The sequence below is a fragment of the Nesterenkonia aerolata genome (genome assembly GCF_031470965.1).
Taxonomy (GTDB): domain Bacteria; phylum Actinomycetota; class Actinomycetes; order Actinomycetales; family Micrococcaceae; genus Nesterenkonia; species Nesterenkonia aerolata.
In genome coordinates this window covers 1-12,297 of the sequence record NZ_JAVKGR010000029.1, presented here as the reverse complement: position 1 = coordinate 12,297, position 12,297 = coordinate 1, and the positions used below count along the sequence as shown (strand labels likewise).

General features: G+C 64.8%; 9 protein-coding genes, 1 tRNA gene and 1 pseudogene. 6 read left to right on the top strand and 5 right to left on the bottom strand.

The features are described from left to right. Positions 1–294: 294 nt before the first annotated feature. A pseudogene (locus RIL96_RS12805) lies at positions 295–1,472 on the top strand (IS3 family transposase). Positions 1,473–1,760: 288 nt separating this feature from the next. On the opposite strand, the gene RIL96_RS12800 reads toward RIL96_RS12805, so the two are convergent. Continuing rightward, positions 1,761–1,851, bottom strand: a tRNA-Ser gene (locus tag RIL96_RS12800). A 719-nt stretch (positions 1,852–2,570) separates the two neighbouring features. Between RIL96_RS12800 and RIL96_RS12795 the strand changes: the two genes are divergently transcribed. Further along, positions 2,571–3,941: a dicarboxylate/amino acid:cation symporter gene (locus tag RIL96_RS12795; RefSeq protein WP_310549416.1), complete on the top strand. Its 1,371-nt coding sequence runs from the start codon at positions 2,571–2,573 to the stop codon at positions 3,939–3,941. Positions 3,942–4,304: 363 nt separating this feature from the next. Here RIL96_RS12795 and RIL96_RS12790 read toward each other — a convergent pair whose 3' ends face one another. The 4 genes from RIL96_RS12790 to guaB all read right to left on the bottom strand — a co-directional run bounded on the left by RIL96_RS12790 (position 4,305) and on the right by guaB (position 8,264). After that, positions 4,305–4,598, bottom strand: a complete 294-nt coding sequence (locus RIL96_RS12790; protein WP_310549415.1) for a DUF4333 domain-containing protein — start codon at positions 4,596–4,598, stop codon at positions 4,305–4,307. A gap of 140 nt (positions 4,599–4,738) precedes the next feature. Beyond that, positions 4,739–5,881 (bottom strand): GuaB3 family IMP dehydrogenase-related protein, encoded by a 1,143-nt coding sequence (locus tag RIL96_RS12785; RefSeq protein WP_310549414.1) that lies wholly within the window; start codon positions 5,879–5,881, stop codon positions 4,739–4,741. Further along, the gene (locus RIL96_RS12780; protein WP_310549413.1) at positions 5,878–6,660 is read right to left on the bottom strand and encodes a TenA family protein; all 783 of its coding nucleotides are present in this window, start codon (positions 6,658–6,660) and stop codon (positions 5,878–5,880) included. The genes RIL96_RS12785 and RIL96_RS12780 overlap by 4 nt, the downstream gene beginning before the upstream one ends. 86 nt (positions 6,661–6,746) lie before the next feature. Then, the gene (gene guaB, locus RIL96_RS12775; protein WP_310549412.1) at positions 6,747–8,264 is read right to left on the bottom strand and encodes an IMP dehydrogenase; all 1,518 of its coding nucleotides are present in this window, start codon (positions 8,262–8,264) and stop codon (positions 6,747–6,749) included. A gap of 290 nt (positions 8,265–8,554) precedes the next feature. On the opposite strand from guaB, the gene RIL96_RS12770 reads away from it, so the two are divergent. The 4 genes from RIL96_RS12770 to RIL96_RS12755 form a co-directional block, all read left to right on the top strand. Further along, positions 8,555–10,438 carry a bacteriocin-associated integral membrane family protein gene (locus RIL96_RS12770; protein ID WP_310549411.1) on the top strand — a complete coding sequence of 628 codons (1,884 nt, stop codon included), beginning with the start codon at positions 8,555–8,557 and terminating at the stop codon, positions 10,436–10,438. Positions 10,439–10,452: 14 nt separating this feature from the next. Next, entirely contained in the window at positions 10,453–11,115 is a 663-nt protein-coding gene (locus tag RIL96_RS12765; RefSeq protein WP_310549410.1) for an ATP-binding cassette domain-containing protein, read from the top strand. A gap of 248 nt (positions 11,116–11,363) precedes the next feature. Continuing rightward, entirely contained in the window at positions 11,364–11,660 is a 297-nt protein-coding gene (groES, locus tag RIL96_RS12760; RefSeq protein ID WP_310549409.1) for a co-chaperone GroES, read from the top strand. A 72-nt stretch (positions 11,661–11,732) separates the two neighbouring features. Next, positions 11,733–12,297: TCP-1/cpn60 chaperonin family protein (locus RIL96_RS12755; protein ID WP_310549408.1), on the top strand; the 565-nt coding region annotated here is incomplete at its 3' end.

Here is a 12,297-nt window from a genome sequence, read left to right as displayed (position 1 = left end):
TCACCCGAGCACGAGCCAGCCTGAACGAACAGGCAAACCAAAACTGAGACGGACCACTAGACAGCCAACACCCCCAGGAACCACGCGTCAAGGGGCTCGCCTTGAGTTGATGTGTAGCGATCGCGCCGGGATAATGCCCGGGTCCGCTGCTCGATCCCAGAGCATACGCTCTGTACACGCTTGCGGTGGTCGCGCCATTCGTCCTTGTACTCGTTATCATCGTGAGGGCGTGAGGAACGGATCGGTGACAACTGATCGTTAGTGCCGGGAGGCGCTGGCGGGGAGGATGTCATCATGCCCGGTCCCTATCCCAGAGAGTTCCGCGAGGACGTTGTCGCGGTTGCTCGTAGCCGTGAGAGCGGCGTCACCATCAAACAGATCGCCACCGACTTCGGCATCAGCGAAGCAACCCTGCAGAACTGGCTCCGCCAGGCCGATGTCGAAGACGGCAACCGTCCTGGTCAGACCGCGGCGGACGCTGCTGAGGCTCGTGAACTGAAGAAGCGGATCCGGTTGTTGGAGCAGGAGAACGAGGTCCTCCGCCGTGCGGCGGCGTATCTGTCGCAGGCGAATCTGCGTCTCGGTGGCTCCCCATAATGACGTACCCGCTCGTATCTGAGCTCGCCGCTGCGGGGATTCCCGTGACGGTGTCGTGCCGGGTTCTCAAGCTCGCAAGGCAGCCCTACTATCGGTGGCGGAACGACCCCGTCCGGGACGCGGACGTGCTCCGCGCGTATCGGATCAACGCACTGCATGACGCGCACCACGACGACCCGACGTTCGGGTACCGATACTTGGCCGATGAAGCTCGCCGGTCGGGGTAGCGGATGAGCAGGCGGACGGCGTGGAAGCTGTGCTCGCAGGCCGGGATACTCTCGTCCCCGCAATGCCGGCACCGTGGGAAGGGCAAGAAGGCCGGGCCGCCGGTGTTCGACGATCACGTGCAGCGTGTGTTCCGCGCCGACGCCCCGAACCGGCTCTGGCTCACGGACATCACGGAGCATTGGACGAGCGAAGGCAAGCTCTACTGTTGCGCGATCAAGGACGTGTGCTCGAACCGGATCGTCGGCTACTCGATCTCGGATCGGATGACCGCGAAACTTGCCGTCGACGCCGTCCGCAACGCAGTTGCCCGCCGCGGTGAGGTCGCCGGGTGCATTCTGCATGCCGACAGGGGCAGCCAGTTCCGTTCCCGGCCCATGGCCCGCGAGTTGCGCCGTCACGACATGGTCGGATCGATGGGCAGAGTTGGCGCAGTCGAGGACAACGCGGCCATGGAGTCGTTCTGGTCACTGTTGCAGACGAACGTGCTCAACCAGCAACGCTGGGGCACCCGGCAGGAGCTTCGGCTGGCCGTCGTCATCTGGATCGAACGGAAGTATCACCGTCAGCGCGCCCAGGACACACTCGGCGGCTTGACGCCCATCGAGTTCGAAGCCAAACTGACCGAGCCGCTCACGCTCACGGCCTAAACCGAACCTGTCACCAGTTCGTTCCTCACGCCCTCGGGCTCATCATGACTCCTTCAGGCTCGGTTACAGATACTCGTCGGCCCATCCGAGGCGGCTGTGCCGCCTTCCCCGCGACGGTGAGGAGCGGGGAGCGCCGAGACCTCGCTGCAACAGTCGCCCACACGAGCCCTTGAAGGAAAGGGCGGCAACGCCAAAGAATGTAGTCGGAATGTAGTCGGGTCACTCAGCGAAGAAATGACGAAGGCCCCTCCCCCCCAGTGTTTTCTAGGGGAGTCGGGGCCTTGCGCGTGGCGGTGACGGTGGGATTTGAACCCACGGTACGGGGTTACCGTACACGACATTTCGAGTGTCGCACCTTCGGCCGCTCGGACACGTCACCTCAGACCTGACGATGCTACCGGAGCCTCACTCAGGCCTCCAAACTGGGGCCAGGCTCTGTCCTGGCGTACCCGCGCACGCAGGCTCATAGCATCGCGTCCATCATCACCTACAAAGCTCTGACCTGGAGTTTTTTGAAGAAATTTCGTACGCCGCGCCACGGAAAGCCTGCCGAATCACTCACGAGAGGTCTACCGTCAGAAGTGTCATAAGACACAACGAGCGCCGAAGGAGCCGACCATGCGCGGACCCATCATCCCGATCAGCCTCACGACCATCCTGCTGATCGTCATCATTCTGATCCTGGTCTTCTAAACCACCAGCTGGCCACACAGAGCCGGGCGCCGCAGGATCTCACGCTGATCCGGCGACGCCCGGCTCTGTGTTCCTCGGGCACGGCCCGACGATTCAGCAGTCAGCGCGGGGCCTGCCCTCTGCGGCGGCGGTCACGGAAGAAGCGGAAGCCGATGCGCAGCAGACGCAGCACGACGAGTCGGAAGACAGTACGAAAGATCATGGAATGACGATACACCGTCATCACTCCACCTCAGCCCCTGACCAGCGCTGATCCCACGCTCTCCCCCCGGAGGCCCTCCGGAGCCGCGTGCCCCTGTCACACATGCACCCGAGGTAGGCCCTGCGGAGCCCCATGGAGTACATTCTCTCCATCACGCACCTCATACACTCTGCTTTCGCAGCTTCTGATACCGAGGGAATATCATGACCGAGCAACATCACCCCGGGGACGGGTCCGACGCAAACCGCTCCGGCCGCTCCCCTGCCACAGCGGATCAGGCCCCGAGCCGACGGCGCTCACCGTGGCGCTGGTACTTAGACGTCCCGCTGATCTGGAAGCTCGGCGTCGCGCTGGTCCTCGGCGTCGTCGTCGGGCTCGTCGTCGGCCCGCCGGTCACCGTCATCGAACCGCTCGGTGAGATCTTCCTGCGTCTGCTGATGATGCTGGTGATGCCGCTGATCCTGCTGACCCTGATCTCCGGCGTGGCCTCAGTCTCACCGAAGACGCTGGGCCGCGTCGGCGGCAAGATATTCGTGTTCTACCTGGTCACCACCGCATTCGCGATCTCCCTGGGCATCGGACTCGCCCTGCTCATCTCACCGGGAGCCGGGCTCACACTCACCGGCGATGAAGAGGCCGAAGCGCAGGAGGCGCCCGGACTGGCCGAAGTGTTCACCAACATCGTCCCGGAGAACATCTTCACCGCTCTCTCCGAGGGCGAGATTCTCGCGGTCATGTTCTTCGCGATCATCGCCGGGATCGCGCTGTCATATATGCAGGACAGCACCGATGAGCGGCTCGCCGGGCTGGCCTCCCTGCTGCGCCGCATCACCGAGGGCGGGCTCGAGATCATCTTCCTGCTGATCCGCGGCATCCTGCAGTACTCCCCCATCGGAGTGTTCGCACTGATCGCCGTGGCCGTCGGGGAGACCGGCGCCGATGCTCTGCTGCCGCTGGCTGCGCTCACGGGAGTCATGTACGGCGGCATCGCGCTGCAGATCGTGGTGTATACACTGATCCTGCTGGTCTTCCGAGCGCAGATCGGGCGGTTCTTCAAAGCCGCCAAGGAGCCGATGCTCACCGCCTTCGTCACCCGCTCCTCCGGAGGAACTCTGCCGGTCTCGACCCAGGCCGCCCAGCAGCTGGGCGTCCGCAAGAGTGTCTACTCCTTCACGCTGCCCTTCGGCGCCACCGTGAATATGGACGGCACGGCCATCTACGTGGGTGCGGCGACGGTGTTCGTCGCCAACGTCACCGGCACGGAACTGACGCTGCTGCAGCTCGTCACCATCGCCCTGGTCGGCGTACTGGCCTCCATCGGCACCGCGGGAGTCCCGGGCGCCGGGCTGATCATGCTGACGATGACGGTCACCTCCGCCGGACTGCCGATGGCACCGGTCGCACTGGTGGCCGGAATCGACGCGATCCTCGACATGGGCCGGACGATGTGCAACGTCACCGGTGACCTCGTCGGTACGCGCATCGTGGCGCAGACGGAGGAGGGAATGCTCGTCGACGGTTCCACTGAGGATGAACCCGACGAGGAGCCTCACACCCCCGGCGCAGACCCCTGACAACCCCGGCGCAGCTCCCTGACTCAGACCCTCGCCCTCGAACCCTACCCACCACCCCCGTTGACTCTGGAGTTTGTGCCCTTTTGAGTGGAAAATCAGCCTCAAAAGGGCACGAAAAACAGAGTCAACCGGGGAGAGGGGCTGAGTGCGGGGAGGGTGGGCTCACTGCGGAGGCTGTGAGCCGGTTCCGCCCTGCTGCCCGCCGCGGTTGGAGGTGCGGACGATCCGCCGCACCAGTCGGATGATCCGTCGGATGAGAAAGCCGTAACGCATACCCGCATCCTAGATCATCCCAGCTCAGCGGCACACCACACCACCGCCGACGCCGGCACCATCAAGGTCTCGGCCCGCTGCGGCGCAGTCTCACTCCTGAGGCTCGAAGGTCATATACACCTCGTCGCCGTCGACGGAGTCTGCGGTCACCAGCACCTCAGTCTCCTCGCCCTCGACCGTCACGGTGCAGGTGACCTCTTCGCCCTCTTCCGCGTCCAAGTTGTCATCGCAGGTGGCATCCTCCACCTCGACGCCGAAGGTGCTCTCCAGCTCATCGCTCATAGTGGTCTCGATCTCTTCCGAGGGCACATGGCTGCCGCACCCCACCAGAAGCAGCGAGACGGCGGCCAAAGAGGCCACAGGTGTCAGAGATGTCAGGCGCATCGGCTTCTCCCCCTCATCGAAACAGTCAGTTCGGACACATCTTATGTCCCTGAACACGATTCCACGAGGCTTTGCGCAGACTCACCCGACAATCACCCTGCGCAGCCACAACTCCACGCAAGACGTCAGAGGTGTTCAGATCAACGGGACTGCTGCACCACAGGTGAGACGACGGCGTCCACCCGCTGGAATGATTTCAGATCCGAATAGCCCGTGGCGGCCATCGCCCGGCGCAGTCCGCCCATCAGGTTGGAAGAGCCGTCCGTGTGTCGGCTCGGCCCCCACATGACCTCCTCCAACGGCGCGACGCTCCCGACGCGGGTCCGGTGGCCCCGCGGGAAGTCCGGGTGCACAGCTTCCAAGCCCCAGTGCCAGCCCTGCCCGGGAGCCTCCTCGGCACGGGCCAGCGTGGTACCCAGCATCACCGCATCAGCGCCCATGGCCAGCGCCTTGACGATGTCCCCGGAAGTGCCCAGCCCGCCATCGGCGATGACGTGGACGTACCGGCCACCGGACTCGTCCAGATAGTCACGCCGGGCGGCGGCGATATCACTGATCGCAGTGGCCATCGGAACCCGGATGCCCATCGAGCGGCGGGTCGTCGTCGCCGATCCCCCGCCGAATCCCGCCAGCACGCCGGCCGCACCGGTGCGCATCAGGTGCAGCGCCGGTGTGTAGCCGGCCGCGCCTCCCACGATCACCGGGACGTCGAGCTCATAGATGAACTCCTTGAGGTTCAGCGGGTCACCCTCCTGCGCCACATGCTCGGCCGAGACAGTGGTCCCCCGGATGACGAACATGTCCACCCCGGCGTCGATGACGGTCCGGTAGAACTCCTGGGTACGCTGCGGGGTCAGCGAACCAGAGACCACCACACCGGCCTCACGGATCTCTGCCAGCCGCTGGGAGATCAGCTCGGCACGGATGGGTTCCGAGTACAGCTGCTGCAGGCGGCGGGTGTTCTCCGCGGAGACCTCGTCACCGGTCAGTGCGGCGATCTCCTCGAGCACCGGCTGCGGATCCTCGTACCGGGTCCACAGGCCTTCCAAGTTGAGCACGCCGAGTCCGCCCAGCCGCCCCAGGGCGATGGCCGTCTGGGGAGACATCACCGAGTCCATCGGCGCACCGATCACCGGGGCATCGAAGGTGTAGGCGTCGATCTGCCACTCCAGGTTCACGTCCTGAGGCGCGCGGGTGCGTCGGTTCGGGACGATGTTGACGTCGTCCAGGGCCCAGGCGCGGCGCCCGCTCTTGGCCAGACCGATCGGGATCTCGTTGCTCATCTGTGCTGTTCCTCTCCACCCCGGGCATGTGCGCCGCGGTCATGCATGGTCCACTCTTCACGGGCGTGCGAGGCAGCCCAAAAACGCCCCTCATAGGCACAGCCACGCTCGAAGGCCCGCAGCATCCGTGCGCGCAGGTTCTCATCGGCGGTGCTGTAGAGCTCGTCGAAGATGCTGATCGCCTCTTCCACGGCGGCATCGAACTGCGGGTCCGAGTACACCTCCACCCAGCGGCGGTAGGGGTGCTCCACCATCGCCTTACCGATCGTCGTCACAAGGTGGCGGCCGACTTCGGCGTAGACCCAGAAGCAGGGCAGCACCGCGGCCACGGCGACTTCATAGTCGTCGACAGCGGCTTCGGAGATCAGCCAGGAGGTGTAGCCCAGCGTGGTCGGTGAGGGGTCCGGGGCGCCGTCGACGGTCATCGTCTTCGCCAGCGCGGAGAACTCCTCGGAACTCATCAGCTCGGCCTGCATCGTCTGCTCTTCGGCGATGGTGTCCGAGGTGGCCCGCGCCCAGAAGCGCATCTGCCCGGCTGTCTGAGCCCGTGCGGCCAGCAGGGTCATCGCCCGCCCGTAGCCGGAGAGGTAGGCCGAGTCTTGCAGCAGGTAATGGACGAAGACCTCAGCGGGGAGTGTGCCCTCGGCCAGTTGATGCAGGAACGGCAGCGCTGCGATCTCTTCCAGCGCCTGCCGCGAGTGCCGCCAGGCGGTGAGCCCGGCCTCGGTGGCACGCAGGGTGGGTGTGGTGACGTAGGGCGCGGACGGTGCAGTGGTCACAGCGCGTCAGATGCCTTCCGTAGGGGATACAGGTGATCGGGCCACGGCCTCGGGCCGGCAGGTGCCGGTGGCCGCCGGGCAGGTGGTCAGCGGCGGTAGTTCGGGGCCTCGACGGTCATCATGATGTCGTGCGGGTGAGACTCCTTCAGCCCGGCAGAGGTGATGCGGACGAACCGGCCCTTCTGCTTCAGCTCCGGGACCGTGTGCGCGCCCACGTAGAACATGGTCTGGCGCAGTCCGCCCACGAGCTGGTGCAGCACGGCGCTCAAGGGACCGCGGTAGGGCACCTGGCCCTCGATGCCTTCGGGGATGAGCTTCTCATCATCCGGGACGTCAGCCTGGAAGTAGCGGTCCTTGGAGTAGGAGGTGTTCTTCCCGCGGGTCTGCATCGCACCCAGCGAACCCATGCCCCGGTAGGCCTTGAACTGCTTGCCGTTGTAGAAAACCAGGTCACCGGGGGACTCTGCGGCGCCGGCCAGCAGTGAGCCCAGCATCACCGAGTCGGCTCCGGCGACCAGCGCTTTGCCGATCTCCCCGGAGTGCTGCAGTCCGCCGTCGGCGATCAGCGGCACCCCGGCGGGTCCGGCGGCTTTGGAGGATTCGTAGATGGCGGTGATCTGCGGGACACCGACCCCGGCGACCACCCGGGTGGTGCAGATGGAGCCTGGGCCGACACCGACCTTGATCGCGTCAGCTCCGGCATCGACGAGCGCCTGGGCCCCCTCGCGGGTGGCGGCCTGGCCGCCGATGACGTCGACGTCGGCGGCACGCGGCTCCGCCTTGAGCTTGGCGATCATGTCCAGCACCCCGCGGGTGTGCCCGTTGGCGGTGTCGACCACGAGCACGTCAGCGCCGGCATCGATCAGCGTCATCGCGCGCTCGAAGCCCTCGCCGAAGAATCCCACGGCGGCACCGACGCGCAGCCGGCCCTCGTCATCCTTGGTGGCTGAGGGGTACTGGTCGGCCTTGTCGAAGTCTTTGATCGTGATGAGCCCGGTGAGCCGGCCGTCGTCGTCGACCAGCGGGAGCTTCTCCACCCGGTGCTCGGAGAACAGCCGGATGACCTCGTCCCGGGCGATGCCCTCTTTCGCTGTGATCAGCGGCTGCGGGGTCATCTTCTCGTAGACCTTGGTGGTCAGGAACTCCTCATATGGGACGAAGCGGATGTCCCGGTTGGTGATCACGCCGAGCAGCTTGCGGTACTCATCGACCACCGGCAGCCCGGAGACCCGGTAGTGGGCGCAGATGTCGTCAAGGTCCTTCAGAGTCGCGTCAGGGGTGATGGTCACCGGATCGGAGATCATCCCCGATTCGGAGCGCTTGACTTTATCCACGTGGCGGGCCTGCTCCTCGATGGAGAGGTTGCGGTGCAGGATGCCGATGCCACCCTGCCGGGCCATGGCGATCGCCATCGGCGCTTCGGTGACGGTATCCATGGCCGCCGAGGCCACCGGCGCGTTGATGGAGATGCGGCGGGTCAGCCGAGTGGAGGTGTCGGCGTCGGAGGGGATGACGTCAGTAGCTCCGGGAAGCAGGAGGACGTCGTCATAGGTGAGGCCGAAGAAGCCGAAGGGATCGTGGGTCTCTGCGGAGTTCTCGGGCACAGCGGCTGCCTTCCGGTGGTGTGGCTCGTCTCGGCGGTTCTGCGGGTGGTGGCCTGCAGACGCGACCGCACCCAGTCTACTGCTCGGATGGGGAACACCGAGCAGTCCCCGATTTCCTGCTGATTTCCTGCTGAGCCGAATCCTCCGCAGCCTCAGTCCCCGACCCGCATCGCCCCTTGCCGGGCTGCCCCGCATATACCTTAGAGTGAAATGGCCGACCTATAGGTCACCTGGAGGTTCACCTTGTCGTGTTTCGGCTTCTTCGAATAACTACCCTGATTTTCCTCTCCTTGTGCAGCCTGGCCGCTGTTCAGAGCTTCCGCGATATCGAAACTCAGGTTCCTCCGCATCAACCGAGCTTCGGATGGGTCACTATTGAGGAGTTACCGGACGGTCTCACCCATGAGGAGGCCGTATCCACGCTCGACGAGGCAGCAGAGACGCATCAGACAACACTGACGCTCGAATCTCGGGATCGTGGGGACGGTTCGCTGCGGACCTTCTACCGATTCGGCGACCCCTCAGAACCCGACGTCGAAGTGGCAGCGTTCGATCCGGATGTCACCGTCACCGTTGAGCCATCATCTGAGGTCGGCGCTGAACCCCTTCGAGGCACCTACCACTTCACCGGCACCGAACAGGAGCTTCGAGGACTCCTGCAGACACTCCAAGCCGCCGACTTCGACGCAACGTCCACCGACGGGCAGACCCTTCCATTTCTCCTGGGTCGGCTGAGCGACGTCGGCCTCCTGCCCGCACTCGGGCTCGGCGCCCTCTCGCTGATACTCGCAGTAGGCTACGAGGTCTCCCAACGTCGACGTGTCTACCTCATTCAACGTCTCCACGGCTTGTCCACACTGCAGATTGCTCGGCATGAAGCGGCGAGATGTCTGAGGGAGAGCTCTCTCTCAGCAGTGGTGGTCCTGGCCATCACGGCCGGCGCTCTCCTGCTCTATAACGGTTGGGCCAGGTTCCCGGATTATCTTCCGTGGCTCGTCGCCTTACTGGTGACCGTCGTCGGCACTGTCACCGCACTGGTGATCGCTTGTCTCATATTCTGGCCTCAGCGCGAGGATGCCACGACGATCAAGGGAGCGGAGCCAACCCGCAGCCAGGGAATCGCCGCCGTGATGACCCAGGCCGTAGCAGTCTTGGCAATGTCTGCGCTGATCGGCAGTATGATCAGCTCAGTTCGCAGCCTGGTGAATCAGCAGGAGTCCCTGGCCCACTGGGATCGAGCCGATGACCTCGTGGCGGTCCACTACGACGGCCCCGACGTCGAAGACCCCGATTCTGAGGTCACAGCTCAGTTCGCCGACTACGCACGAGAACGTGACCAGGCCAACTCCGTCCTTCTTTCGATGCACCAGGAGGACTACCTGCTGGCCAACCAGGAGTTCCTGGAACGTGAGGACGTGACCATCACCACTGATCACGACCCCGCGCTCCCCCAGGTCTTGGCGCCGACCACTGCACCGGAGGACACTGGCGAACGCGCCTGGGACAGATACACCGAGCTGATCACCGGAATGGACCCTTCACTCGAGAAATCCACTGCCTCGTTCGGCGAATACGCCGCTCCCCGGGATCTCTTCACCTATTCGGAGACTGACACCACGAATGACGCAGAACACGATCATCCGGTGCTCATCGTGTTCCCCGAGGGACTCGACGGCCTGCCGGATGTCCTGTTCCCCTTCTTCGGATCAGACCTGCTGTTCGATTCCCCCGACACCACTCACGAGGAGCTGCACGAGCTAGGCTTCGCCGACTATGTCTCGGCCTACGTCGACGTCGCCGCCGATGCGCGGCACCAGATCATCCAGGCCGAACATCGCATACAAGCCACCGGGGCCGCACTGCTGCTGAGTGTGGGGGTCCTGGGAGTCTCGGCCACAGCAGCTGCCGGCGTTCACTGTGCGAGGAACCGACAGCGACTCTTCGTCTCGACGATCCACGGCCTCAGCTTCCTCCGCATCCACGGAGGATTCATCGGCACCCTCAGCACCGTGACTCTCCTCGCTTCCGGCCTTGGAGTCCTCGCCACACCGTTGCCGAACGTCGAGCGAGGCTTATTGGTCGCGGCCACCGTAGTTGTCACGACCTGCCTCACAGCTGGCATCACTGCTGCTCATCACCGCAGAACGCTTGACCGGAGCGTCAGGCGTGACTGAGAAAGGACGAGCCCATGGACCTGCACGTTGAATCGGCGACGAAGAGCTTTGCCGACCGAACGATATTCTCCGCTATCGATCTGGCCGCTGAAAGCGGCCTCTGTTACCGGATCACAGGCCCCAGCGGGTCCGGAAAATCGACTCTGCTGAACTGCATCGGACTTCTGGAGGAACTAGACGGCGGAGAGATCTTCTTAGGCGACGAAAGAATGACCGGGATACCCGCACGCACTGTTCATCGGTTGCACCGCGACCACCTGGGGTTCCTCTTCCAGAACTTCGGTCTGGTCGATTCGTGGACCGCTGAGAAGAACGTCCGCATCGCCACCGGTTCTCACCGCCGCCGACCTCACCGCAGCGACACCTCCGACGCGATGTCCCGGTTCGGAATCAGCGCACTCGCTGAACAGCCCACCCACTGTCTCTCGGGCGGTGAGCAACAGCGTGTCGCCCTAGCACGACTGATGATCAAGGAACCGACACTCGTCCTCGCCGACGAACCCACCTCTTCGCTCGACGACGACAACACAGCAATCGACGCGGAGGCACTCCGGGAGCTCGCCGATCGCGGAGCAGTCGTGCTCTTTGCCAGCCACGACTCACGACTGACACCGCTGGCCGACCACGAACTCCTCCTCCCCGGGCCCTCTGCCACGAGAGACCAGCAACTCCTTTAGCACTCTGCTTGACCGAGTGCTAAGGCGGTCATAAAGTGTGAACCGACGCCCGAAGCCACTGGGCGTGCCTGCGGTTCCGAGCCCGTCAGCCCGGAGCCGTAAGCCTGACGGAGAGCCATCCGGCACCGCGACGACGGTTGGCCATCCCGAGGCGCACGGCATCAGTCGCCCGTGACCGGCGTCGGACTCCGACGCCATCGGGCCTGTGCATCGTACCGATCCGCTGATACGCAAAGGAGAGAACAGCAGTGTCTGTCTCCATCAAGCCCCTCGAGGACCGCATCGTCGTCCGCCCGCTCGAAGCCGAGCAGACCACCGCCTCCGGCCTGGTCATCCCCGACACCGCCAAGGAGAAGCCCCAGGAGGGCAAGGTCGTGGCCGTGGGCCCGGGCCGCTTCGACGACAAGGGCGACCGCCTGCCCGTCGACGTCTCTGAAGGTGACGTCGTCATCTACTCGAAGTTCGGCGGCACCGAGGTCAAGGTCGGCGGCGACGAGCTGCTGGTCCTCAACGCCCGCGACGTGCTGGCCATCGTCGAGAAGTGAGCCTGCGCTGACCGCTGACGGTCATCTGCAGATTCACCCCACATCTCTTCTCATCAAGGAGAACGCATAGCTATGGCAAAGCAGCTTGAGTTCGACGATGCCGCCCGCAAGGCTCTTGAGGCCGGCATCGACAAGCTCGCCGACACCGTGAAGGTGACCCTCGGCCCGAAGGGCCGCAACGTGGTGCTGGACAAGTCCTGGGGCGCCCCGACCATCACCAACGACGGGGTGACCATCGCCCGCGAGGTGGAGCTGGAGGACTCGTACGAGAACCTCGGCGCCCAGCTCGCCAAGGAGGTCGCCACCAAGACCAACGACGTCGCCGGTGACGGCACCACCACCGCCACCGTCCTCGCCCAGGCCCTGGTCAAGGAGGGCCTGCGCAACGTGGCCGCCGGTGCGGCCCCGGGCGAGATCAAGCGCGGCATGGAAGCCGCCGTCGCTGCGGTGACCCGCCGTCTGCACGAGAACGCCCGCGACGTCGAGGGCAGCCAGGTTGCCCACGTGGCCGCGATCTCGGCGCAGAACGACGAGGTGGGCGAGCTGATCGCCCGCGCCTTCGACGCCGTCGGCACCGAGGGCGTCATCACCATCGAGGAGTCCTCCACGACGTCGACCGAGCTCGACATCACCGAGG

What these genes read in the sequence shown, in the direction of transcription:
- RIL96_RS12790 (WP_310549415.1), bottom strand. Translation starts at nt 4,598, where the DNA reads ATGCGCCTGACATCTCTGACACCTGTGGCCTCTTTGGCCGCCGTCTCG.
- RIL96_RS12785 (WP_310549414.1), bottom strand. Translation starts at nt 5,881, where the DNA reads ATGAGCAACGAGATCCCGATCGGTCTGGCCAAGAGCGGGCGCCGCGCC.
- RIL96_RS12795 (WP_310549416.1), top strand. Translation starts at nt 2,571, where the DNA reads ATGACCGAGCAACATCACCCCGGGGACGGGTCCGACGCAAACCGCTCC.
- RIL96_RS12765 (WP_310549410.1), top strand. Translation starts at nt 10,453, where the DNA reads ATGGACCTGCACGTTGAATCGGCGACGAAGAGCTTTGCCGACCGAACG.